Here is a 24728-nt window from a genome sequence, read left to right as displayed (position 1 = left end):
ACTGAAGCCTGCTCGGTAAGAGCAAACCCGTAACTGCGAACAACATCGTTCGTTTCTCCCGTCAAGCAGCCCCTGTTGCTGCCTGACCCTTTAAGGGAGATGGGGTGAAGTCAGCCTTATCACCCAAATGACTCATGGGGCCTGGAAGGGCCCCACCACCAGTTCAGAACACAGTGCCTCAGCCCCGGGCGCGCCCCTTTGATCTTTGTTCGATTGTCATTTGATGGCGCTCAGGCACCGCCAACATGCAGAGTATGGGCATGAATCAGCCAAGTATTCAAAAACTGCGATCACTCCGACTCGATGCATTAGCCCGTGACGACAGGGCTGTGGCTGATCTCAACGCTCGAATCTCCAACTCTCCTGACTATCTGGTGGAGGAGTTGATGAACAACCATGGCTGGCCTGCCCATGAGGCTCTTTGCGCTGTCAAGCAACTTCAAGAGAAGGTCCTTCGCAACACGACTGAGCAGACTGCCGCCTGAGCAGTGATTGATCAGCACCCTGTGCTGGTAACGGGCTGATGAGCAGAGGACTCATGGATGAAGACAGCAGCAAAACCACAAAAACTGTCTGGTTCTGGGTGATCGGACTGAACGTCATCACTTGGGGCGGCTATCTCTTTCTCACAAGAGTCATGGGAATCACGTTTGATTCGGTTCACTAGGCCCTGATCTCACGAATCGCTTTCATCGCTCAGAGACCGAAGCGATGAGGAGGCGGCATGTCCTGTCGACCAGGTCGCCTTGAGATGGCCAAAGCCGAATTTTGGATGAATTGACCCGGGGTTGATCCAGGTCAATGTGCCAGTGGTGTTCAGAATTTCCGCGGGTAAGGGGGATTTCCAGCCAGCTCAACGTTGATCTCTTTGCAGATATTCATCCAGGCACCAAGTCCAAAGTTCACACCGTTTGGACCATCGATGAAGTCCTGGAACTCCTGAGCAGTGATGCCTTCACGCACTTCCCAGATGCAGAACGCTGGGCCTTCAGGACCAACAGGGCAGAAGCAGTGGTTATAGAAACCAGCCTTCAAGTTGTTGGCGACTGCATCATCCCAGCCTCCGCCCGGAGCCATTGCGTTTTGAGCAGTCTCCCACCATTGCTGGGATTTCCCAGCCCGAAACTCATGGTGAACGTGGAAGAACTTAGAAGCCATCAATCGAAGCTGAGTGCTCCTTGATCATCGCGTCTCACACGCTCTGTTCTCGTCTTTGAAGCTTCTCAATACATTTTTTACCTCTGGATAGTTGAGCTGGCAGTTCGCAATGAATCCAAAAGCATCGAGAGCAGCCCTTTCCTTTGCTTTTCAACCAACCAACGCCAGCTGGCTCGATAAGGAGGATTGCATGGTGCTGCACTTAACAGAAAGACTTCGGCGATTTTTGCCAAAATTTAATGATCCAGGTATTGCTGGCTTCATCATTCCCAATCCTTTCTTTTTATCATAAAATTTGTTTTGGTTGGTGAATAAAAATGAATGCACTCAGGCGTATCAAAAGCAAGATCAAGTCTGAAATGCTCTCAATTTTTGTGGTCTCACTTGAAATTTGCTATAGCGCCCATGTAGGCATCTGAATTGAGACCAGTGCACAAGTTGAATTGTGTTGTCGAATGGCGGGTCTCTCTTTCGCCACTGCGAAATCTCAGTTTTGACTGATTGCTCGAGAATCACTTGCCAGTGACGTCTGTCTCTCGGCCTTAGCTCTCTTGGGCCGGTGCTTTAGGTCCTGCAAGTTTGCAGCTGGGGCCAATTGGGCAAGCCAAAGCACGAAATGGTTTGTGATGTCCCTCACGAATGAACTCACCAATTGGTTCGGCGTGGGCAGTGTGGATTTCCATACGAATCGTGCCTCTTTCAGAGTTCTAGAAATGCCTCGGGAACAGTCAAGGTGCAATGACAATTTTTACTCATGCTGCAGTAAGGGGGCAGCTCAAAATTTCAACCACGGTTGGCTCAGATTTTGTCAAACGCTGTCCCACCGCGATAGGCATGCTGGGACTGGGCCCAGAGCTGCTTCCACTTGGTTGAGTTGCCGGTTGGCGTCGGCTTGATGTCCTGAGCTGTGAATGCCACTGAGGGCTCACATGGCCAAGCTTTTCGATCTGTCTGCAAGCCTCTCTCCATCGTTGTCTTTGCCACACGCCTACTCTTCAAGGGTTAGCTGTCGTCTAGAAAAACAGCAGAGTGTGTGGGCCAATGCACACCTGTTCGAGCTAGGTGCGACGAGTGCGCCCTTGAATCGACCTTCGCCATCATTGCTCTAAGTGAATATCCTTTGCGAAATACTTCTTTTCTCTTGTTGGCGATGATTGAAACCACTGTTCTTGATTTCAAGCTCAGCAAGACCTTCGAAGAGTACAGAGACCATATGGAAGCACCTGATTAGCAGGCGATGTTCTTAGAAATGGGTGTCAAGATCTTTTATCTTGGTGTTTCTAAAGAGGACCCGAAGAGGGCAACTGTGATGTTTCAAGGTCAGGAAAATGTTCTGTATGACATTTTCACGAACCCGCAGACCAAACCCATTGTTGAGGCCTCTGGCCATGTTTACGACGGAACGGTGATCACGCGTTGGCTTGCTAACTAGATGATTGCGAAACAGTTGTACTGCTCCTGTCTTTCAGGAGAGCTTTGAATGGTTTTTTGGCTATTCAGGGCTCAAGTCTGTTGGCTGATTCTGAGCATTGGTCGGCCAGCTTCCACACTCAAGTGATTCGTGCGCTGCTACCAATGGAGTCCAGACAGGATTGATCGGTGACATGTGCAAAAAGACCTAAATGGCTAGGCATACTGACGGCGGCAGCTTTCCTCTGCACTGTCATCATTCTGCATGGACCATCTGTACGGGCCGTGCCTCGTCGGATTATTCTTCTGCGTCATGGCGAAAAGGCAAATTCTCATGCGCTTTGTGGGATTGGGTTGAGACGGGCGATTGCGTTACGCCAACATTATCTTGGCCAGAACGCGACGGATCAGTCACTGCTTGAAGGTCAGGCACCTGCTGCAATTTTTGCGATCACTCTGCATACGCTTGAAACGGCAGGTCAGACTGCTGTCAGCTGGGCGCTGCCAATCAAGACTTATGCAGCAATGCCTGGTGAAAATGGCATGACAAAAATTTCAGAAAAAAACAGTGCTACTCGGGCAGCTGCAGCAGATGTACTCGGAAATCCCAGATGGCACGACCGTATTGTTTTGATGTTCTGGGAACACCACCACATCGCTAGCCCAAGATTAGAGCGGCTGTATTCAGCTCAGAAAGTCACTCTTCGTCAGCTGCTGAATCTTGACCAATTAGAGGGAGTTCCAGAGAAATGGAATGACAACTATGATTATTTTTGGATCATTGATTACGATCCGAATGATTCGGAAGCTCCCAGTCGTTTTCAAATGGTCAAGCAGGTTTACCCTTCACCATTTAATAAACTTCCTCATAACGAATGGGGGGAAGACTTACCGAAGGACTACCCCTCGACTTGTATGCGCTGATTGGATTCTTGATGACCCTTGGTATGTGCAAGATCTTACATTGGAAGTTCACAGCTATGCCAAATTAGCTTGAGCCTGTTTGTGCTAGTGCAATTAAGGCAGGCCACGAGCTGTTGAGCAGCGAATTGCTTATTGGCTTTTGTAGAGCCAGGGCGAGAAGCAGGCTGCTTGAAAGTTAACCCTCAGAACAAGCGGGTCCATGATTCCGAACGGGATGATTTTGCCGTTGAAAGTTTGAACCTCTTGCTGCGAAATGTAAAGGCGCTCCATGTTGTCGCCTGCTGTTGCTCCTGATGCGCAAGCACCGGAATTGATCCAAAGTTGCTTCATCGACCTGCCGAAGTGCTCCACGACTGCTTGGATGCTGCTTCGTTCCAAACTATGTCGATGGCAACAGCGATTTATGGCGTGGCCGGGGAAGCTCATAGACCTTTCTTGAGCTGGCACCAATCATCGATAGCGAACAACGACTGACTGAGGTCAAAAACTTCGCCGTAAGCTGTGTTGTTCAGCCATCAAAGCGCTGTTTCGCAGCCTCTGACGAATGTCCTCCTGATGGCTTTGTGTTTTTACTCCCTTCCTGGAGTGTCTGCGGGCGATGCGATGATCGAACGATGTCAGTAAGCAGTCCTGTTGGTGATTGATATCAATGTCTGGATGATCATCGGGTTTCTGCTTGCAGCCTTTTCGGTTGTTTCCAATGACTCTCTGCAAACACTCGGCACGTATATCGCTTCGAATCGGCAGCGAACGCCCAGGAGTGTTCAGATGGTTTTTGTTTGTGGTCTCACGATTGCCGTACTTTTTCTGGGTTGGTCGGTGAATCAAGGTGAACCTGCTTGGGGTCGTCTTGAGTCATTTCCAGTACCTGAACCCTTCACCTGGGCTTACATTATTCCTCCGATTGCAGTGTTGGCTCTGACGGCTTGGGGTGCACCCGTGAGTACTTCATTTCTGGTGCTTTCCTCTTTCGTCCCTGAAAACATTGGAAGACTTTTAGGGAGTTCAATTTCCGGATATGTCATGGCACTGTTTCTCGGTCTTGCTGCCTGGGGCTTGGGAGTATGGCTTTTAGAACGATGGATTTTTAGACGAAATCAGGATTCAAAAGAGATCAACAAAATTTGGTATGCAATCCAGTGGTTTTCGACTGGTTTTTTATGGAGTATGTGGTTGGTTCAGGACATGGCGAATATCTTTGTTTATCTACCACGTAACCTCAATCTCATTTCGATGTGTGTATGTACTCTAATTCTTTGTATGGGTCTTTGCATGCTCATCGTGATTGGAGGGGGGCCGATTCAGGGTGTATTGCGTTCAAAAACAAATACGTCGGATTTGCGATCAGCAAGTGTCATCGACTTCATGTTTGGAATTTGTTTACTGTATGAAGCGTTTGTTAGTAGTTTCCCTCTAAGTACAACCTGGGTGTTTCTTGGATTACTCGCAGGCCGGGAATTAGCCCTGCGCATTAGAGAGATTCAACAAACTACTGTTTTCACGAACAAGGCACATGGAAGCCTTGTGAAGGTGATTGGCGGCGATGTCGGAAAAGCCTCTGTAGGATTAATTGTTAGTCTTTTGATCGCACTGGGAATACAACCCTTGATCAATTGGAGTGTGATGTGAGTGTGACTCTTGCCAAAAATCATCTTTTGGCCAGAATTCCGTCGGCACAATCGTCAGCGTCGACTCATTGAGCTGTCTGGTTGATTTTGTAAATGCTCAGCACGAGGCAGGCAGTTGAAAAACTGACAAAAAGAACAAGCAGACTGGAACTGGTCATGGAGTTCGATTAAGTATAAATACTCTAAGGGTTCAATGCTTTTGCCGCGAGTCAGTCCGGTCCGGGTGTGCTGGATGTTTCAACATGACTGCTTTTCTCTTGACCAGAAGAGCAATTGTCCCAGAGTTGTTCAAAAAGCTTTTAAAAGCTCTGACCTAATTCTTCGCCCTACAGGATCGGGAAGATTCATTTCTACGCATAAACAGTATAACAACGCCAGAGAATTCAATGCAGAGCATTATGACCTTAGATGGTTTGTTGTGGTGATTTGTCTGTAGTTGTCACATGTCTATCACAAGTTGAAATCTAAAGATCGGCGTCGACCAAACCATGAGTGAGAGCAAACACAGCAGCTTGAGTTCTGTCTCTAACCCCTAGTTTTTGGATTGTTGTGCTGACGTGGCTTTTGATCGTTTCTGAAGAAAGGAATAATGATTCTGCAATTTCTGAATTTTTCATTCCCTGAATAATGCAGCGAAGAACCTCACGCTCCCGTTCAGATAGTGGATCAATGAGCTCAGGTGGTTGTTTGACCTTGGCCGTAGCTGCAGCACGAACTGATTTTGGGTAGTACACACCACCATCGTTAGTTGTAGTGAGTGCCTTAATGAAGTCTCCGTTTCCCGATCCTACCGATGAGACGAACATGACCCCGTCTGCTCCAGCATCCATGGCTTCATGAACAACGTCGGTTGTTTCTCGCCCTAGAAAAATAAGCGTTGTGATCTTTGGATTGTGTTGTTTAACCCTTTCCACAAGACGAATTCCATAGCCTTTTTCAAGATCTTCGCTTGTGATCAAGATGTCTGGATTAAATTTAAGCTGCAAATCTAAGCCTTCATCTTCAGTCGTTGCCCCTCCAATCAGTGATTGGAGAATTGGTGTGCAAAGACATAATGCAGCTAAGGTCAATCGGTTTTTGCTACAGACCAATACTCTTTTGTTGCTCAGCAGCGCTTGGCATTGATTTGCGGCTTGCTTGAGAGGAAGTTCGTTTGGGTTGATGAGCACGCGCTGGACATCATTTCAATTCACTTTAGTGAGTACGCAGCTTGAATGCAATTCTGCTTAGCTCGAATTGATTTGACTTGTTAGATCAATTCTGCCATGGGAATACGATTCCTTTGGTTTTTGTTCAAAAAAAGATCCAGATTTCTTGCTTTGCTTGTGCTTTTGGCACTTGCCTGCGTGATTTTTAGGCGTTCATCCTCTTCAGTTGGCAGCCCGCACTTGTTAGTAGAGGGCCTGCTTATCTCATCCCCCATTTGAGGGATATTTCTCTCCTGTAGCACATTCTGCTCTTTCATTGAGTGAATAGATTGATTTGTTCAATTGGAGATGATTCTTTAAAATCGTGGTGTTGATGAGATCAATCCATTCCTTAGACCAATGTTTTTTGAACAGTTGTCAACCCACGCCGATGTCACTCCATACATCTGGTCGCTTGTGCTGTCGTTTGTAATGGTCATTTTGAGTATTGCACCTCTCTATGCGGCCCGATTTCAATCTCAGTTCGAGATGAGTAATCTGTCATCTCTACGTTCAATGTTTGATCGTTATCCAGCCTGGGGGAAACGGGCCAGCTGGGCTCAGCAAAACAGTTTTGAATCATTCACGCTTCATGCTCCCGCGGCTCTTCTTGCCATTCTTACTGTTATGAATGGCATTACTCTTTCTTCTCTTGCTATTTTTGTTGCCATTGCTCATCCAATTCTTCGTGCTATTTACATTATTGCTTACATTGGAAATATTCCAGCTTTAAGATCGATATGCTGGGCTTTCGGTTTGCTTTGCAGTGGCATTCTTTATGGACTATGCTTCTCGGCGATGACTTAAATGTGAATTGATACTTATTTGTTTGCATTCGTATATTGGAATCGATTTGTCTTTTTGTCACTTCTTTGATTTGAATCGAATCTATCCTTCTACGAATTATATTGAATCATTCTTCGTTGACTAGCTGCACTCAGCTTCAAGATAGTTGGCGAATTTTCTGATTAAACTGACGCAGAATTTGCGGTCTACTCCATGCACTGTTTTCCAGCTTTCGTACATCACATCCAGATCTTCCCAGGCATTTTCATAGACCGTTTTCGGGTAGTCTCGTTGTTCTGAATCATTCATCGGTCAATCCTTCAATTTTGCAAGTGTTAGCATCAAATGCTGTCCTGCAATAATTGTAGACCTAATATTGTCTGTCAGGCGAGGATGATTTGATATTGTATATATCCTCTGTCTGTATGAGTTCTTAAGCACAGTCTTGGATTGAATCTGGTCTTTATCAATCCACAATGCCTCCAGGCGTCACTCAATATGTCCGACTCAATGCATGCTTGTATCCTCATCATAATCATCTCGTATTATTTAGGTAAAATTTTTTTGGTGAAACGGTAATATATATTTCTTATTCGTTTTTCGCTATGACTCCAATGCGCTCTTCTTTAGGATGCTTTCTTGCATTAGCCATGGTCTGTATTGAATGCCAGTAGAACAAGTCATATTGCTGTAAAAATCATTTAGAAGGTGTCGTAGGCAAGCCCTGTCGAGACGAATAGAAAACCTGCAATGAAAATACCTGCATAGATCAACATGATTCGCTTGTTCACAGGATAAGATCAAACCACATTCCTCCTTAGCAACGGATAATTTGATGCCTATGTATTCCGCGGCACAAGTGGCACTGAAGAACAGGTCTTATGATCAGATGTCTTCTGGATAAGATGCAAAATTTACTTTCTTTGATCAGCAGCTTCCTGCAAACTCTCGTCAATCTCCTGAAGGGAGATGATCGCTGGTTTTTGGTGATTGATGAGGAAATTATCGATCAGGAAAACCTGGCGAATCTGCACAAGCAACTTAAGCAGAGCCAAGATCAGGCTCTGCGGCGAGATGATTTTAATCGGCGTTATGAATCGCAGTGCTTTGTATCTTCCGATCGGCTGACAATATCAGAGATTTGGTTGACTTTAAATCCGATTTCTTTATTTAATTTCCTGAGATATGCTCTGAGTGATGTTGTCTAAGAAGGAGTATTATCCTGAAAACATTGGATTAAATGTCTTCTTGATTAGATTCGGGTAATTCAACTTTTTCGAGATATCTTTTCCTATTCAGATTCAATTCGTGCCTTGACCAGCTTTTATTGCATCTTGCTTGTCAGTGCAACCCATAAGCCTGCTGCTGAGACTGGCTTCGCTGGCAAAAATGTTTGTTTGTACAGGCCGATTTGTGCAAAATCATTCTTCGTATGAATTCATGAAGTTCTATAATGACTGCAATTGAGCTTTTGATCATTAGCGACCTTTCTCCTAAGCGCATCCCTGCGCGTACTCTCCGCCGCGGTTACATCAGTGAGTTCCTGAGTATGGCGAAAACCGTTCAGCCACTAGGCTTTGCGCCGCAAGAAATTAATCATTTTGATGGCTTTGACTATATGGATGTTGCATCACGGATCAAAAAGTAAAAACGAACTCCTTGATCTTTGGGATCCAATCAGTTTTTAGTATTTATAATTCCTCTTGATTATTTCTTGAGTCTTTTCTCAAACGAACTGTTGACTTGTCCATAATTGACACCCTAGCTGAAAATCTGAACGTTGCTATATTCGTGAACCTGCTTAGGGTTGATTAAATTCAATCTCAGTATCATGCACTTTGTTGCGGCTTCTGATGAAAATATTGACCTCGTCTGGGGGAAGATTGTTGAAGAGATGAGCAGTGATTTTTCCAAACTTATTTGTCCCAATGCTTCCAGTTTCATTACAACCAAAGACGGACTTGAGTGTATGGTGCGCAGTGCTAAGGGAGAATTGTTGGCAAATTGTTATTCAGAGGATGATCGAATGGGAGGTAGGAGATGGACAATCAACCTTGTGAAATAAATCAATACCCAGATTTCTTCAAGTTAGAGTAGTTAATATAAATCTTTCAGCTTCTACTCAGTATTGATTTACACAAAACAACCGACTTTCGTTTTCTGAGCGACTCTAGACACCTCTTAACAGGGTTTAAAACCAAATTGTTCAATAAAGCTCAACAGCTTCAGTGCTTATCTTCATTTAAGATATTTATTTTTTTCTAACCAAGGCATTAATTGCTTGTAGCTTGAGCTTGCTTCCTTCTTTTTTATGAATCATCACGATCCTGTCCCCTTTTATATGGGCAGATTGAAAAAGTGTCAGCAGTCAGAACAAGATCTCTGCGCTTTCCTTTCTCGCCTCAAGCAGGATGACGCTCTTCAACATCAAATCAGCAAGGCAAATAACGAAGATCATGTTGTTGCAATTGCCTTGAGCGAGGGGTTTGTCCTAGACAAAGAAAAGTTTTGGCTATACGAATCAAAATATTTCAAGAGACGTGTTGAGCGTCGTGGCTTTTATTCAAAACAATAATGATGAACTATCGTCAGTTCATTGCCTAAATCACTGACACTCAATAGAATCTGAATCGTCATAATATTGTTCCTCAGTTTTGCGCCACTGTTGCACTATAAACATTATTTAGTGGCAAGGCTTGTTGTTCATTTCTTGTTGACCACCTTTAAGTTCTTTATATGATTGCTTTCATTTAAGTATGCCTTGTTTTGTATGCTGAATTTCCTCGCTGTGTTATCCAAGTGCGTCAATCGATACATGTCCTTGCTAATTTGCAGTTGCCGATTCTCTTGGTATGCACCAATGTTGATTTGAAAGTGTATCCATCATGGGTTTCTTGAAAAGCCAGGTTTTTTCAATTTTTTTAATTTTTTTCTTGATTTTCACAGTCGCTGTTACTCCTGTTCATGCACTTGATTTTGAGCTAAGTCAACTAGATCTCATGAAATGCGATACTGCTGATCCTGCTTCTAAACAGCCGAAAGGTTATCGTTCTGGATGTTATATCTTGAAAGGACAGATTAAGAGCACCGCTAAAAGTTTGATTAAGGACGTTGATGTTTTTGCATTTATTTATGATGCTTCTGGTGAGGAAGTATTGCCAAACCGACCTAGGATCGGTTCTATCAATAACGTGCCCGTAGGCACTAGTCAATTCTCTGTACGTGTACCAATTCCATCCTTTGCAGTTCCTCCCTTCACGATTAAAAAAGCAAAAGCTAAGGTCGCAATACCGGTTCCAACAATTTCCAAAGATTCTTCTGATGAGGACATACTTCCATTGGAGCGTGGTATTGAAGGATAATAGAGATAATCATTGCGAATGGGAAATTGCACCCCTTTTAGCCAGCTAATTATTACTATTTGACTGTATTTTTATTTACATTGCCCTTTTGCCAGGTTTTTTGCAGCTCGTATGACGTTAACCAAGCTATCAATCAATTAATTGTTGATCTCCAGTCTTTGCTCCTATGGTCAACTCATCGTTATCAAGCCTTGACTTTGACGTCGAGTTTATTGATTCTGTCTGCTTCATGTGAATATGTTTTATCATTGATGTCTTCGTTGAGCCGTAGCTTTTTCTGGCTTTTGGCATCAGTTTGTTTATTTTTACATCATTGGGCTGATCCCGATCTACCCCTTCGGATTACACATAGTGAGATCGATTTATCGGTTGATGAGTATGAGATGCGAATGTACTTTGATCGGCTTATCGACTAAAATTTTGGCTAATCAACTTTAGCTGAGTCATTGAACGGCTTCTTTCAGAACCACATTGATTGATTTTTTGAATTACATCATTCTATAGATTGCTTGTACCTTTTCACGACTCTTGATCACTTCCTTTTTCTTTGATTTTGTGCGATCCTACTCGAGTCAACGATTTTCCTATGACTTTTTTGATGCATTGGTCTTTTAAGACCGGATATCACGAGATCGCAGCCAAGAAATTTTTGTCAACTGGAGCCCCTTTTCCAGCTTGCAAGTCCTGGAAGCGTTTTCATGGCCCAGGTTCTGTTGAGGGTTGGATCCTTGTCGAGGCCGACAGCGCTGATGCCTGTTATGAACATGCTGCTGAATGGGCAGAATGTCTTGATTGGGAAGTGACACCAGTTCTTACTGATGAACAGGCCGGTCCACTGATTGCTAAGGCATACAGTTGATCATTAATCATTAAGATCCATACAATGCCTCACTGAATGGGGTGGGGCATTATGTAGCAAGCAACCACTGGTTGATATGATCACCTTAAGAGACTTCTTCAACCCAGGTTCGGACGTTAACGTGCCAATCGTTTTTTTTGAGGCTTAAGATATTTGGCCAGTCTTGATCTGATTATGTTGTTCTCGATGCTGTTCGTTCAACAAACGCACCCATCGGTCGTTTCTCTAACCTTTTTGTGAATGATGCGCGAGCTAATCAATGGTGATTTTAGAAATGAAGCAATTTTTATAAATTTCAACTACTCTGTCCATCTGAATCACTCATTCATTTGGTTTTATTTTTGCTTTTTTCTCCAGTCACTATTTGAGAGCTCTTCAAATGGCGTCTATTAGCTTTTTTCTAAGCAGGCTCTGCTGATTTGTAGCATCTTGCGCCCTTGGCTTGATATGATGATTCTCCGCTTTGTTAAAAATGTTGTGATCCTCGCTGGTTTCTCGACCACAATTTAAAGGCGACTTGGATAATCGCTGCTCTTTCAGTCAACAGCTGACTTGAGTATGATGCAGGTGGGCACCGGCATCGGGATTAAGGAGTTGTCGGGCTGACAACTCCTCGATCCATTTCCAAACAGTCTTAGTTGTTGAACTTATAAAAAGAGTCATTTAAGCAAAGTATTTTTTTAAGTTATTTTATTGTTTTTTAAGGTCGTGGTAAATTTCTGGGATTGATTACAAAGCATTTAATATCTCGCATAATTGATTTTTGTGAGACAAACAAATGCTCAGAAATTGTTTTGTAAGTCCAACCTTGCTGCCTGAGGGCCATGGCTATTCTCACGCGCTTGCTTCTCCAACCCTCGCTTGGCCCTAATCGTCTTGATATCTGATTTGGTGAGCTCACTGATATTCGCGGATTATCGATTGTTTGATTATCGGCTTCCGAGTGACGGTTCCATGTCAATAATGATTGAATCCTCTGTAGATTATGAATTTTGCAATTGAGCTGGTGCTTTACATCTTCGGCCTATCTTTTGTTCTCTCTGTTCGATAAGAGTCCTGTAGAGCTGATTTTTACGGCATCGTATAATCCGGCTCGGGGTGATTGAGGTGACGCGAGCTTGCTTTCAGGTGGTCTGATTTAATCAAATCACATTCTTTTGTTGTTATCAATACCGTTGATTTGATTATAATATTATTAATTTATTTTCATCTTACTCTCTCGGGTTTGCGAGCGTGAGGTTGAAATTCATTCGATACAGGCAGCTAGTTTTATGTAATAATTCTCGATTTTGCATGCATTGGTTAGTCTTTTGTTCTTTTGATTTTACTTTTATGCGGACATTCCCACCTGCTTCAATTTTAGTCTGGTTTGTGTGATGATCTGATTTGATTCGAATATCTTAAATTTGTTCTGCATCTTAGGCTCAGACTGCTTTTGAGGGCTTTTGGCGCCTTCCTTTTTCGTTCCTTACAGCATGTATTGCATTCCGCCAAGCAACATTTACCTTTCACAAGGTTTTGCCCGACCTCAATGCCGTTTCGGCTAAAGGGTTGTCATACGCTACTAGCAAGGGTTACAAAAGAAATTTCCACATGTCTCATAAATTTTTAGGTTGAAAACTATTGTTAACGGATGATTAGAGCATATTGATTGGTTATTAGGTTGTGAATGCCTTTCATTTTCCCAATGCAATCGTATGGAAATTCATCAGTCACTTATGACTGGTGGGCGGGAAATTCTGGAGTAGCGAAGCGCTCCGGCTCTTTCATCGCTGCGCATGCTGCCCATGCCGGTCTCATCATGTTCTGGGCCGGAGCATTCACTCTCTTTGAACTCGCTCGATACGACGGCTCCCTACCAATGGGTGAACAGGGCCTGATCCTCATCCCTCACCTCGCCGGTTTAGGTATGGGCGTTGGTGATGGTGGGGTTATTGTTGACCAGCAGCCACTGATCGTTGTTGCTGCGACTCACCTTGTTTCATCAGCGGTGTTAGGCGCCGCCGGTATCTGGCATACGCTTCGTTGCCCCAAGGACCTTTCAGAGACCACAGGCCGTGCCAAAAAGTTTGATTTCACCTGGGACGACCCTAAAAAGCTGACCTTCATTCTTGGTCACCACCTGATTTTCCTTGGTCTTGGAGTCATCGCATTCGTTGAATGGGCTCGTGTTCACGGAATTTATGATGCTTCGCTTGGAGCTGTCCGCACTGTTGAACCAAACATCGATCTCGGAATGGTCTGGGGTTATCAAACCAACTTCCTGACCATTAGCAGTCTTGAAGATGTGATGGGTGGCCATGCTGTTCTGGCATTCATTCTCACGATTGGTGGCGTTTGGCATATCATCAGTTCCCCCTTTGGTCCTTTCAAGAAAGTCCTGATTTACAACGGTGAGTCGATCCTTTCCTACTCGCTTGCAGGCATCGCATTGATGGGTTTTGTAACTGCCATTTGGTGTGCACAAAACACGACGATCTATCCGGTGGAATTGTATGGAGCTCCTTTGAAGCTCAATTTTGCATTCTCCCCATATTTCACTGACACCTCCACACTGCCCGGAGATGCCCACACTGCTCGTGCATGGCTGGCAAATACTCATTTCTATCTTGCCTTCTTCTTCCTTCAGGGACATCTCTGGCATGCTCTGAGAGGCATGGGTTTCAACTTCAAGAGTGTTGTTAATGCTTTTGAATCCATGGACAAAGCTAAAATCAACTGATTTCTAATCAATCGTTCTGTTCTAAAGCTCCTCTAGTCAGGGGCTTTTTTTTGTCTATTTGTTTTGAGACTTGCATCTTCGAATTGTTTTGAGCCATCTATTTTTGACTTGGCCATGCGCTTTTGTTTGAGACCAATGACACTTGGATTTGCCATTCTTTCAGTCCGTTTTGTGACGACTTAGTCATTGTCACGATCTCTCTGCTCTTTCTGAGTAAGCCGTCCTGGGCTATGAATTGACCGAGCTAGTTATGCTCTGATGATCTGATGTGACCGCCCTTTTTTTTGGACGATCTAAGGCAATATAAGACTCGTGGCTGCATTTCATTTGATGCGACCGGGGCGACCCGCGTGCATTTATTTTTGTTTAAGGATTGCTTCTTGCTCTTTTGTTCAACGGTCAATCTGAATTGCTCTCCTCGTGTTCCAAGGTTGTTGATTTGTACCTTGAAACAACTTGTTCTGGCTCCATTTCGGGCAGTGCTTATGAGTCTCTAATCTGTCTTGAGGCATCTGCTGACAAGATCGATCAAAAGCTCATTCAGCATTTAAAACGCCGCATTTTGCAGGGCTCAATCGCTGTGATTAATTCCGCGGCATAGTTGTATCATCTGCTTTCTGTGAGTCCATTTTATACAACAGCTTGTTAGTTGTGCATTCTTGGCAGTGCTGCGCTCTTTCAAAATAATTGAAATGGTGCAACATATGCCTCAAGACAAGGTCCTTTGGATTGATCTGCAGCCGACCTTGCATTGCCTCAATAAACGTGTTGCTCAATTATTAAGTCGGTCGTTCGCTGTTCAGCGTTGGTCCTTCCAGCATGATCTGGATGAGTCATGTTCTGTAACCACTGTTCTGGACTTGCTTCGACAGACCTTTGTTGCGTCTTCTGAGCCAATGCACCTGGTTGGCCACGGCATCAGCGGCACGGTTGCCTGCCTTTTTGCAGAAAAGTACCCTAGCCTGGTAAAATCTCTTACATTGCTCTCTGTCGATACTCTTTCAGTCAATCACTGGTCCTCTCATTACCTGGACCTGCGGAGTCAATTGCCAACTTCGAGGCAAGCCATTTTGAGTCATCTGTCGTCCTTGCTCTTCTCCAGTAACAATGCGCGTGCTGGTGAGATACTTCCTTGCCTTCTTGCTAAGTGCTTAGATACTGATTTCATTCAAGGTTCTATTGTTAATCAACAAACTACCAAGAATTTACACGCTCCAGAAGTCCCAACTTTTGTCTTAAATGGCGAATTTGATTTTGTTGTTGACAGTAATGCGCACGACCGCTGGTCTGAAACGCTAAAATCTGGAGATCGTTATGTTTGTATGAAAAAAGGGCGTCATTTCTTTCAGTTTGACCAGGCTCAACAAGCTGCAGATTTAATTATTGCTTTCATTCAAATGGTTCCTGGTGAATGGATTAATCGTGAGCTTAATGCCAATGATTTTACTTCTCTCGCTTGGAGCTGATTATGTCAGATATCTTTGAAGCCGATGTCATTATCGTTGGTGGTGGTCCAGCCGGATGCGCATGTGCTCTTTACACCGCTCGTTCTTCGTTAAAGACTTATATTTTAGATAAAAATCCAGCAGTGGGAGCCCTTGCCATTACTCATAAGATCGCAAATTATCCTGGTGTGCCGGCAGATACGTCTGGCGCGGACCTGCTCAAAACGATGAGAGATCAAGCGGTTAGTTATGGGGCTAATTATCAGCAAGTGCAAGTTTATGGAATTGATTTATCTGGACCTGAAAAAACTGTTTATACACCAGAGGGCACCTTTAAAGGAAAAACTCTTGTTCTTGCCACTGGGGCAATGGGGCGTACATCAACACTTCCCGGAGAAGATCAGTACCTTGGGCGAGGAGTTAGTTATTGTGCTACCTGTGATGGTGCATTTTATAAGAATCAGCAAGTAGCAGTTTATGGCTCTAATCAAGAAGCTATTGATGAGGCTCTTGTTTTGACTAAATTTGCTTCAACTGTTCATTGGATTACCAATAGTAAGCCAAACGCAAACAGTACGGGTCTATCTCAGCTTCAAGCTTCTCCTAATGTTCAGCATTGGAAGCGTACACGCTTGACTTCTGTTGATGGTGATGATTCGGGCGTCACAGCTGTCAAGCTCCAAGAATCAGGCAGCCAAGAAGACACTCATTTGGATGTTAATGGTGTTTTTGTTTACTCGTCTGGTAGTTTGCCAATTACCGATTATTTACATGGACTGATTCCTTTGAATGAAGAAGGTGGTGTTGTGGTCAACGACGACATGATGACTAGCCTCGATGGAGTTTGGGCTATTGGTGATATTCGTAATACGCCCTTCAAGCAGGCCGTTGTTGCTTGTTCCGACGGCTGTATCGCAGCCATGTCTATTGATAAGTTTTTGAATCAACGTAAGGAAATCCGGGTCGATTGGGTTCATCGCTAAAGGAGTCCCAATCTTTCGGCTTTCATCGAAACATAAAAAAGCGCCCGAGGGCGCTTTTGGTTAGCTCTAAATTCTGAACGTAAATCAGGCTTCAGAATTGATTTGCTGCACCCAGGCAGACAGGCGCTGATCGGTCAATTCAGACTCGTTATCTTCGTCAATAGGCAGTCCACAGAACTTACCGTCGATCACGCTCTTTGATTCATCGAAGGTATAACCTTCAGGTGACACTTGGCCGATCATTTTCGCGCCAGATTTTTGGAATGCGCTGTACAGCTCTTCCATGGCGTCGCAAAAATAGTCTCCGTAACCGGAAGAGTCGCCCAGCCCAAGGATGGCAACGGGCTTGCCGCCAAAATCTTGACCGGGAATTTCAGTAATGAGATCGTCCCAGGCTGTGCCTGAACGTGCTTCATCAGCACCTGTATTCCATGTTGGAATGCAGCAGACGAGGGCTTCTGCAGAAGCCAATTCGTCTACACCGCTGATGCTGTCAACGTCTTTGGCATCAGTCCCCAGGAGTTCCTTCAGGCGATCGGCTATATCTTCCGTTTTGCCCGTTGATGTTGCAAAGAAAATCGTGAAAGCCATAGGAATTGGATAACTGAATCATCATCCTTGCTTCAGGGCGGGACTGTTCCCGCTTTTGACGCGCTGCTTGGTTGTATGCGACACATTGGGTTGTGATTTTGCTACAACCTTGTGACATTTTGTGTTGAGCCTGCTGTTTTTGCGCGATTACAGTCAAATCCGTAACGGCATCTGTTTTCTCGTTGCCAATTCGCGATATTCCGACAGTACCTGGTCGAAACCAACCTCTCTGACCCTCGTTAACCAGTGCTTGCGTTCCAGGGAATCAGATTCGATGTAGTCAATAAATGCTTCCAGAGTCTCCTTGCCTGCCAGAGCCATGCCCACCTGCTTTTCTCGATAAACTATATCCTTCGGTGCTCTTATTTTTGGCTTGACTTTTACGCGGCTATGTATCGATTGTCGGGGTACTGTTTTGAGGTTTAGAAGGTCAAGAACTTTTTTGCGCTGCGAGTTTAGGAAATTTTCATCGTTGCTTTTTGCTTTCGTTTCAGTCCCTTGGTATCGATAGCCGATTTTCGCTCGATTGTTGGACTTCGGGTCGATTTTGTTATCAGTGTGTTACTGAAACCTCGCTGATTGTTCATTTTGTTTTCTGTTGGCAGCGCTTGCGCTTCGACTGAATGGGTTTTTCTTATTGTTTATTCTACTTTGATTCTGACTTGAGGCTGAGGCGTTTTTTGGGTTTCAAGGCTCAGTGTGAGTTATTTTTGATTGCAATTTTATTTCCTCGATTTGTTTTTTGTTCACTGAATTCTGGCTTTAATCTTTTTCACAAGTGATTTGTTCGTTCTTCTTGTTGATTCGATTTGCGGCCTGTTCCAATGCTTGATCTCTGTTGTCGACGAGATGCTCGATTCCAAACTGGGCCAGTCGATGTTTCACTTTGCCGCTTGCACCTGCCACAAGAACTGTTCTCTGTTGTCGCTCGGCTTCTTTGACCATTCGCTCGATGGCCAGGCTTGCCGTGACTCCTAGATGTGGCACATCAGTGATATCAAGAAGTAAGACTTTATATTTCCTCACCAACATCATTCTTTCACTGATTCCCTTCGCTGCGCCAAAACTCAAGGGGCCCTGCATGCGGAACAGAATGAGATCGTCACCGCAACGTTTCAGCAAATCTTGCTCTCGCGTCGTGAGATGTCCTGTTCCTGTGTCCATGTTGCCGAGCTGATGTTGGGTTAGCGATTCAATGGTGAGCAGATTGGCCACGAACATTCCGATAAGCACCGCGCCAATCAGGTCCCAGAACACTGTCATCAACAGAACTCCCCACATCACCAGGGCGGTCTTGAATGAAAGTCTGTGGGCCCGCAGCAGGAAGCCCCAGTCGATGATGTCGAGTCCAACCTTGATCAGGATTCCCGCCAGCAGTGCTGTGGGGATCCCTTCGGCCAGAGGACCGGCGCCTAAGAGCAAAACAAGCAGGACCACGGAATGGGTCATGCCGGAGAGCGGAGTCTTTCCTCCTGACCGGACGTTGATCACAGTTCGCATCGTTGCGCCTGCGCCCGGGAGCCCGCTGAATAGTCCCGAGATGCTGTTGGCAATGCCTTGACCCACCAGTTCCCGGTCTGAGCGATGGCGGCTCTGACTGATGTTGTCAGCGACCAGTGATGTCAGCAAGGAATCAATGGCTCCGAGCACTGCGAGCACGATTCCCGCTTTCAGCAACAGCGGTAGGTGGTTGCTCCAGTCCGGAGAGTTGAAGCTGAGTCCACCCTCAGGGATTGACCCAATTCGTGGAATGTTTTCTGGAAACAGCCAAAGAGCTATAGGTGTAATCAGTAGAAGGCCCAACAAAGGTGAAGGAATCACCTTGGTAATCCGTCTTGGCGTAGCGAAAACCACCACAAGTGTTGCGATGCCCACTGCTACTGCTGCAGGGTTTGGCGTGAAATTGGAGCTCACCATCTGCAGTGATGGCACAACTCCTCCCTGGCTGCTGATCCCCAGGAGAGGGCCAATCTGGAGGCAAAAGATAATCACGCCGATCCCCGACATGAATCCGGAAACCACTGAGTAGGGCACCAGGGTGATGTAACGCCCCAAGCGAAGCACCCCCATCAGGATCTGCAGCAACCCTCCAAGAACCACAGCCGCCATCACCATGGAGAGCATGTCTCCCTGACTGAGTTCACGGCTTGTCCCCACAGCAGCAAGACTGCTGACGACGCCGGCGACTGTGACACTCATCGGGCCTGTTGGGCCGCTGACTTGGGCTGGTGTACCCCCAAACAGTGCGGCAAGAAATCCCGTGATGATTGCTCCGTAGAGACCGTAAATCGCACCTCCTGGCCCCAGTGCCGCATTACCGAATGCGAGGGCGAGCGGTAGGGCCACCACAGCAGCAGTGACACCACCTGTGAGATCTCCTCGCCAGTGTCGCCAATGAAACCCGTTGATCAGGGGATGCCTGCTCGCGGACATGGTTTCAGGGGTTCCGGGGCATTCCCGACCAGATCTGCAGATCCTCCAGGGATTGAACTCCTACCCGTCGCTCACCGTTCGGCAGGATCCAGGTGGGATAGGCCTGGATTTTCTCTTGCTTGCAGGCAGCTGCCTGGATCGGCAGTTCCTTAGGTTTGGCGCATTCCACATAGGGAAGACGTATCGCTGCGTCGCCGAACAGACGTCCCTGGTGCTGACAGGCTGGACAACGCCATGATCCGTAATACGTGACCTTGGTTCGGCTCAGGTGATCAGCAAGAGCTCCAGGGTCGGGGGCTGCTTTGGCAGAGCCACTTCCCACCAAAGCGATGGTGGCACTGCTGAGTGCGGCAAGCAGAAGAACTTTGAGCATTCGCGAAATGTACGTGTGTTCCGACGTACGGGCATCCGGCCTCCTCAATCGGTGCCGAACCCCGGACGGAACTGGGACACTGAGACCAACCGGAGCTCCTGGAGCTCAGCGATCACAATGGCCGGCAGTGGATACCGCGATTACTTCAAGGTGCTCGGGGTAGAGCGCAATGCTGATGCCGATGCGATCAAGAGGGCTTTTCGCAAGTTGGCGCGTCAATACCACCCTGACGTGAATCCTGGAGACGCCAATGCTGAGGCCAAATTCAAGGAGGTGAGCGAGGCCTATGAGGTGCTTTCCGATCCGGACAAGCGCCGTCGATATGAACAGTTTGGTCAGTACTGGAATCAGGCTGGGGCTGCTGGTTCTGGGGCTGGAGCCGGAGGGTTTGATGTTGATTTTGGCCGATACGGCAACTTCGACGATTTCATCAATGACCTGCTCGGTCGTTTCGGCAGCCCTGGTAATGCAGGCTTTGGAGGTGGCCCAGGCGGATTCGCCGGCGGTGGTTTTCCTGGTGGGGGCTTCCCGGGCGGAGGGTTCGCCGGCGGTGGTGGTTTCCCCCGAGGGGCCTCGAGGACTCCCTTGAATCTCGATGCTGAAGCCAGCGTGAAAGTGAGCTTTGCCGAGGCCTTCAGAGGTGCTGAGAGGACGTTGTCTGTCAATGATGAGCGAGTCCAAGTCAGAATCCCACCTGGGGTCAAAACAGGGTCCAGACTGAGGCTCAAAGGCAAGGGAAATCTTCAGCCGGGAACCGGACGCCGTGGTGACCTTTATCTCAATCTCGAGGTGCAGCCGCACCCGGTCTGGCGTCTCGATGGTGATCAGCTGCGAGCGGAGCTGCCCGTCTCCATCGATGAGCTTGCACTCGGAGGCAACGTGAAAGTCATGACACCTGACGGTGAGGCGGAGGTATCGATTCCCCCCGGCACGTCTCCAGGCAGGAGTCTTCGCCTCAAAGGGAAAGGCTGGCCTTTAAAAGCAGGTCGTGGTGATCTGCTGCTCAATCTCAGCGTGCAGTGGCCCAACCAATGGTCGGATGAGCAGCGCAATCTGCTGGAAAAGCTCAGGGAAGCCCGAACGGACGATCCCCGTAGCGACTGGCTACAGAGCGCTCGCCTCTGAAGAGCGTCCGGAGGTTGACGCTTACGATCTCCAGCACTGATCAAGGTTGCTCATGGACCTCACTTACCGCCCGCGTCGCCTGCGTCGCTCGCCGGCGTTGCGTGCCATGGTTCGTGAAACCAGTCTTTCTTCAGCAGACTTCATCTACCCATTGTTTGTGCATGAAGGTGCCGGAGTTGAGCCGATTGGCGCCATGCCGGGTGCCAGTCGATGGAGCCTCGATCAACTCACAGGAGAGGTGAAGCGCGCCTGGGATTTGGGCATCCGTTGCGTGGTGCTTTTTCCCAAGGTGGCTGAAGGACTCAAAACCGAGGATGGGGCCGAGTGCTTTAACGAAAGTGGTTTGATCCCTCGTGCCATCCGCCAGCTGAAGCAGGAGATCCCTGAGATGGCGATTATGACCGACGTCGCACTTGATCCTTATTCCTGCGATGGCCATGACGGCATCGTGAGTGAGCAGGGTGTTGTGCTCAACGATGAAACCATTGAGCAGCTCTGCAAGCAGGCTGTGATGCAGGCCCGTGCCGGTGCAGATCTCATCGGTCCAAGCGACATGATGGATGGCCGTGTCGGCGCCATCCGCGAAGCCCTTGATGACGAAGGCTTCGAGCACGTGGGTGTGATCAGCTACACGGCGAAATATTCCTCTGCGTATTACGGGCCCTTTCGTGAAGCACTTGATTCAGCGCCCCGTGCGACGGGCAGCAAGCCGATTCCTAAAAACAAGGACACCTATCAGATGGATCCCGCCAATGCCAGGGAGGCCATCACCGAGGCACAGCTCGATGAGCAGGAAGGAGCTGACATCATGATGGTGAAGCCAGGTCTTGCGTACCTCGACATTATTCACCGTCTGCGTACGGAGTCTCAGCTTCCCATCGCCGCCTACAACGTCAGTGGTGAATATTCGATGGTGAAAGCAGCGGCGGAGAAAGGATGGATTGATGAGCGTTCGGTGGTTCTTGAGACGCTGCTCAGCTTCAAAAGGGCTGGAGCGGATCTGATCCTCACTTATCACGCCTGCGATGCCGCTGAATGGCTGAAGCAGTGATGATGGCTCCAACCCAGTGAGATTTTGATGCCGCCGTCGAGCGTGCCATTAGGCATTACGGCCCTGTTCCTTGTCCTGACAGGGTCGATTGCAAGAGCTGCAGGTGATCCAGCAGCTCTCGCTCCTTTGATGAGGAGTTTTGAGGCTTACGCCCGGGATCTTGAGCGACTTGATCAGGTCTGGGGAAAGGGTTCTCCTGATCAAGGCCAAAGTGTGCTTCCGGCACTTCCTGCCCCTGCTGCAGCTGAGCTGCCGATCTTGCCGGTCGATGTGAAGATCGATCAGCGCGTTCGCGTGGATCTTCCCCAAGCCATCGATCTGGCTGTTCGTAATGATCCATCGCTTCAGAAAAGCATTGGTGGTGTGCGCGAGCAACAAGGGTTGTTGCGTTCAATTCAAGGACGTCTTTATCCGACGGTGAGTTTCAATCTTGGCGCTGGTTATAATCAAGAATTTCAAAAGAATTTTGCTCTTCAGGGTAACAGTTCTCTCCTTGATATTGGTACGGACTCTCCTTTATATGTTGCCTCTGGAGGCCAAAATCTTGTCCAAACAAATATCGCAACAGGCTTTGCAGGACTGAGGGTTGATTACGAGCTGCTCAGTTTTGTGCGCAATGCTGCATTGGCTGAGTTGGGAGCTGATCTCGAGAATGCGCGTGAACTTTATGGCAACCGATTGCGCGAGTTGCAGTTGAATGTCAGTGAAGCTTATTATCAACTGCAATTATCCAGCCAATTACGACTGATTCGGCAGGTTGTGGTCTCGAATGACGAGGTCATTCTTGATCAGGTTCTTGCGATGAAGGTAGCGGGTCTAGTTCCGCGTGTGGATGTGTTACGTGCGGAAGCAAGCTTGCAACAACAGCGCTTTTTGCTGGAACAGGCGGAGGCACAGTTGCTGAGTAGTCAAAGGCGTCTCAGCAATCTTGTGAATGTTCCTTTCAAGGTCACACTTGAAGCTCGTGAGCAGGTGAGCTTGCAGCAGCCCTGGCCTTTGGATTTGGACGAAACGATCGTAAGAGGTCTCAAGGACAACCCGCAATTGCAGGCCTTGCAGGCTGCTCGATCTGCTCTTTTACGCCAAGCCGATCGGCAAGCTGCGGAACTGTTGCCACGGATTGGGTTGTTTGCAGAAGCTGGCTATGTTGCAGGCCAATCACGGTCACCTGAGATTGATTTGGATGGCTGCTGTGCATCTGTGACGATCCCAATTTTGAATTCTCAGAGCAATGATTGGGCGGCAGGTTTGCGTTTGAATTGGCGTCTTTTTGATGGTGGAATCACTGCAGGTGCAGTTGAAGCGAGCAAAGCGGCCGCTGATCAGGTTCTACAGGCTGAAGCTGCAGAAAGGAATGCGATCCGCCAGAAACTTGAAAGTGCTTACTACGAGCATCGTGCAGCTTTGAGTCAGATCATTGCTGCCAATGCTTCTTACAAGGCTGCACGAGAAGCTTATCGCGATACGAGAGCTCGTTTTGAATTTGGCTTGGCTGACTTTACAGACCTTGCGGATACGATCAGTTCATTGACACGAGCAATGGAGCAAAAGGCTGAGGCGATGACATTTGCTAATTTGAGCTACGCTCAATTGCTCAGAGAGCTGGTTGATGTGCCTCGAAATCCGGAAGATGCTGTGGATTTGCCGATTACTTTGCCGCAAACTTAGGGTTGAACTGTGTTAACTCTGGCATGAGCAGTTGCGCCTGCGCGTAATGGATGTTGATCATTCTGTTTGAGTAAGATTCGTACTGGGAATCGTTGCGGTACCTTGACCCAGTTTCCAGTGGCATTTTCTGGGGGAAGCAATGACTCATAGGCTCCGCTGCCTCGACTGATATTGATCACATTTCCTTTGAAGGTCTTGTTGGGATACATGTCCAGAGAGATGTTGGCGTGCATCCCCATGCGAATACGGTGGATTTGGGATTCACGAAAATTGGCATCCACCCACCATTTGCTGTTGTCGATTAGCTTGAATAGAGCTTGCCCTGGCTTGACGTATTGACCTGTTCGGATGCTGAAATTATTGCTGACATATGCATCCATTGGTGCATAATAGCGTGTATAGCCTAGATTTACCTTTGCCTGCCCAATTTCGGCTCGGAGTGCGTCGATTATCGCTTGTTGTTGGAGAATGTCTTTCTCTAACTGTGAAATATCGATTGTTGCTGCTTTTGTTTTGGCGAGGGCTTCCAGTTTGGATGCCTGGAATTCTTGGGCTTTGGCGAGTGCAACAACCTGCTGTTGTTGTAAGTAAGCATAACGCTTTTCGTTGAGGTCAATAATCCATTGGCTGGCTTGCTGATCCTTGAGTCTTTGTTTTGATTGTAAGAGTGCTTCCTTTAATGATGATTTTTTGGCAATCGCGGCTTTTAGTCGATGTTCTTGCTGTTCTACTTTCAGCTCAAACGGTAGTGGGGTGATCTCATAGATGAGTTGCCCTTTTTTGACGAATTCATTGGGTGAAGCATGAACTTTCTTGATGTATCCTTCCACATACGGAGATATGGTGATCGTATATGCATGAACATAGGCATCATTGGTGCCTGGATAATAATGATTGCGCACAAAATAACCCGTCAGGCCAGCCCCCACTGCTACGACTGCTCCTCCGATCATGATCCTTGTCCGCCAGGGCCGACGAGGTTTCTCGGCTGTCTGCTTAGGGTCGCTGTCAGTCACCGCTTGA

24 protein-coding genes and 1 pseudogene are annotated in these 24728 nt (G+C 47.0%); 18 read left to right on the top strand and 7 right to left on the bottom strand.

Going from position 1 to position 24728, the window contains the following annotated elements; translation table 11 throughout:
• Positions 1-260: 260 nt before the first annotated feature.
• On the top strand, positions 261-485 hold the full coding sequence (locus SynBIOSE41_RS15300) for a hypothetical protein (protein WP_255475823.1): 225 nt from the start codon (positions 261-263) through the stop codon (positions 483-485).
• Positions 486-816: 331 nt separating this feature from the next.
• Here the strand turns inward: SynBIOSE41_RS15300 and SynBIOSE41_RS15295 are convergent, their stop codons facing one another.
• Positions 817-1158, bottom strand: coding sequence for a hypothetical protein (locus tag SynBIOSE41_RS15295; protein ID WP_186538734.1), 342 nt, complete (start codon positions 1156-1158; stop codon positions 817-819).
• Positions 1159-1249: 91 nt separating this feature from the next.
• On the opposite strand from SynBIOSE41_RS15295, the gene SynBIOSE41_RS15290 reads away from it, so the two are divergent.
• From SynBIOSE41_RS15290 to SynBIOSE41_RS15280, 3 genes and pseudogenes are all read left to right on the top strand, one after another.
• Positions 1250-1450, top strand: a complete 201-nt coding sequence (locus SynBIOSE41_RS15290) for a hypothetical protein (RefSeq protein ID WP_156486757.1) — start codon at positions 1250-1252, stop codon at positions 1448-1450.
• Positions 1451-2308: 858 nt separating this feature from the next.
• A pseudogene (locus SynBIOSE41_RS15285) lies at positions 2309-2590 on the top strand (DUF3764 family protein).
• Between the two features lie 263 nt (positions 2591-2853).
• Positions 2854-3492 carry a histidine phosphatase family protein gene (locus tag SynBIOSE41_RS15280; protein ID WP_186538732.1) on the top strand — a complete coding sequence of 213 codons (639 nt, stop codon included), beginning with the start codon at positions 2854-2856 and terminating at the stop codon, positions 3490-3492.
• Between the two features lie 129 nt (positions 3493-3621).
• Here the strand turns inward: SynBIOSE41_RS15280 and SynBIOSE41_RS15275 are convergent, their stop codons facing one another.
• Complete coding sequence (locus SynBIOSE41_RS15275; RefSeq protein ID WP_186538730.1) at positions 3622-3843, bottom strand: hypothetical protein; 222 nt, start codon at positions 3841-3843, stop codon at positions 3622-3624.
• Positions 3844-4149: 306 nt separating this feature from the next.
• On the opposite strand from SynBIOSE41_RS15275, the gene SynBIOSE41_RS15270 reads away from it, so the two are divergent.
• Complete coding sequence (locus SynBIOSE41_RS15270; protein ID WP_186541301.1) at positions 4150-5121, top strand: hypothetical protein; 972 nt, start codon at positions 4150-4152, stop codon at positions 5119-5121.
• 463 nt (positions 5122-5584) lie between these two features.
• Here the strand turns inward: SynBIOSE41_RS15270 and SynBIOSE41_RS15265 are convergent, their stop codons facing one another.
• Positions 5585-6289, bottom strand: a complete 705-nt coding sequence (locus SynBIOSE41_RS15265; protein ID WP_186538728.1) for a response regulator transcription factor — start codon at positions 6287-6289, stop codon at positions 5585-5587.
• Between the two features lie 378 nt (positions 6290-6667).
• Here SynBIOSE41_RS15265 and SynBIOSE41_RS15260 point away from each other — a divergent pair, with 378 nt between their 5' ends.
• The 10 genes from SynBIOSE41_RS15260 to SynBIOSE41_RS15215 all read left to right on the top strand — a co-directional run bounded on the left by SynBIOSE41_RS15260 (position 6668) and on the right by SynBIOSE41_RS15215 (position 16464).
• Positions 6668-7114, top strand: a complete 447-nt coding sequence (locus tag SynBIOSE41_RS15260; RefSeq protein ID WP_186538727.1) for an MAPEG family protein — start codon at positions 6668-6670, stop codon at positions 7112-7114.
• 884 nt (positions 7115-7998) lie between these two features.
• Positions 7999-8301, top strand: a complete 303-nt coding sequence (locus SynBIOSE41_RS15255; protein ID WP_186538725.1) for a hypothetical protein — start codon at positions 7999-8001, stop codon at positions 8299-8301.
• A gap of 245 nt (positions 8302-8546) precedes the next feature.
• Positions 8547-8741, top strand: coding sequence for a hypothetical protein (locus SynBIOSE41_RS15250; protein WP_186538723.1), 195 nt, complete (start codon positions 8547-8549; stop codon positions 8739-8741).
• A gap of 183 nt (positions 8742-8924) precedes the next feature.
• Positions 8925-9158: a hypothetical protein gene (locus SynBIOSE41_RS15245; protein ID WP_186538722.1), complete on the top strand. Its 234-nt coding sequence runs from the start codon at positions 8925-8927 to the stop codon at positions 9156-9158.
• Between the two features lie 246 nt (positions 9159-9404).
• The gene (locus SynBIOSE41_RS15240; RefSeq protein ID WP_186538720.1) at positions 9405-9668 is read left to right on the top strand and encodes a Nif11-like leader peptide family natural product precursor; all 264 of its coding nucleotides are present in this window, start codon (positions 9405-9407) and stop codon (positions 9666-9668) included.
• Positions 9669-9978: 310 nt separating this feature from the next.
• Entirely contained in the window at positions 9979-10455 is a 477-nt protein-coding gene (locus tag SynBIOSE41_RS15235; RefSeq protein ID WP_186538718.1) for a hypothetical protein, read from the top strand.
• 586 nt (positions 10456-11041) lie between these two features.
• The gene (locus tag SynBIOSE41_RS15230; protein WP_186541300.1) at positions 11042-11314 is read left to right on the top strand and encodes a DUF3303 domain-containing protein; all 273 of its coding nucleotides are present in this window, start codon (positions 11042-11044) and stop codon (positions 11312-11314) included.
• Between the two features lie 1687 nt (positions 11315-13001).
• Positions 13002-14036 carry a chlorophyll a/b binding light-harvesting protein gene (locus SynBIOSE41_RS15225; RefSeq protein ID WP_186541299.1) on the top strand — a complete coding sequence of 345 codons (1035 nt, stop codon included), beginning with the start codon at positions 13002-13004 and terminating at the stop codon, positions 14034-14036.
• Between the two features lie 665 nt (positions 14037-14701).
• On the top strand, positions 14702-15502 hold the full coding sequence (locus SynBIOSE41_RS15220; RefSeq protein ID WP_255476063.1) for an alpha/beta fold hydrolase: 801 nt from the start codon (positions 14702-14704) through the stop codon (positions 15500-15502).
• A gap of 2 nt (positions 15503-15504) precedes the next feature.
• Positions 15505-16464, top strand: a complete 960-nt coding sequence (locus tag SynBIOSE41_RS15215) for an NAD(P)/FAD-dependent oxidoreductase (RefSeq protein WP_186538716.1) — start codon at positions 15505-15507, stop codon at positions 16462-16464.
• Between the two features lie 84 nt (positions 16465-16548).
• On the opposite strand, the gene fldA is transcribed toward SynBIOSE41_RS15215, so the two are convergent.
• From fldA to SynBIOSE41_RS15200, 3 genes are all read right to left on the bottom strand, one after another.
• Positions 16549-17055 (bottom strand): flavodoxin FldA, encoded by a 507-nt coding sequence (gene fldA, locus SynBIOSE41_RS15210; protein WP_066910806.1) that lies wholly within the window; start codon positions 17053-17055, stop codon positions 16549-16551.
• 762 nt (positions 17056-17817) lie between these two features.
• Entirely contained in the window at positions 17818-19488 is a 1671-nt protein-coding gene (locus SynBIOSE41_RS15205) for a SulP family inorganic anion transporter (protein ID WP_186538714.1), read from the bottom strand.
• A gap of 4 nt (positions 19489-19492) precedes the next feature.
• Complete coding sequence (locus tag SynBIOSE41_RS15200) at positions 19493-19861, bottom strand: hypothetical protein (RefSeq protein ID WP_186538713.1); 369 nt, start codon at positions 19859-19861, stop codon at positions 19493-19495.
• A gap of 117 nt (positions 19862-19978) precedes the next feature.
• Here SynBIOSE41_RS15200 and SynBIOSE41_RS15195 point away from each other — a divergent pair, with 117 nt between their 5' ends.
• The 3 genes from SynBIOSE41_RS15195 to SynBIOSE41_RS15185 are packed head-to-tail and all read left to right on the top strand — an operon-like array spanning position 19979 to position 23705.
• Positions 19979-20986, top strand: a complete 1008-nt coding sequence (locus SynBIOSE41_RS15195) for a DnaJ C-terminal domain-containing protein (RefSeq protein ID WP_066910795.1) — start codon at positions 19979-19981, stop codon at positions 20984-20986.
• 52 nt (positions 20987-21038) lie between these two features.
• Complete coding sequence (gene hemB / locus SynBIOSE41_RS15190) at positions 21039-22037, top strand: porphobilinogen synthase (protein WP_186538711.1); 999 nt, start codon at positions 21039-21041, stop codon at positions 22035-22037.
• Between the two features lie 27 nt (positions 22038-22064).
• Positions 22065-23705, top strand: a complete 1641-nt coding sequence (locus tag SynBIOSE41_RS15185) for a TolC family protein (RefSeq protein WP_186538709.1) — start codon at positions 22065-22067, stop codon at positions 23703-23705.
• Here SynBIOSE41_RS15185 and SynBIOSE41_RS15180 read toward each other — a convergent pair.
• Entirely contained in the window at positions 23702-24721 is a 1020-nt protein-coding gene (locus tag SynBIOSE41_RS15180) for an HlyD family secretion protein (protein ID WP_255475822.1), read from the bottom strand. The genes SynBIOSE41_RS15185 and SynBIOSE41_RS15180 overlap by 4 nt on opposite strands.
• Between the last annotated feature and the right edge of the window lie 7 nt (positions 24722-24728).

Origin of the sequence: Synechococcus sp. BIOS-E4-1, assembly GCF_014279995.1 — a bacterium.
In the GTDB taxonomy this organism is placed as follows: Bacteria; Cyanobacteriota; Cyanobacteriia; order PCC-6307; family Cyanobiaceae; genus Synechococcus_C.
The sequence above is the reverse complement of the archived record's forward strand: the minus strand, read 5'-3'. Positions and strand labels throughout refer to the sequence as shown.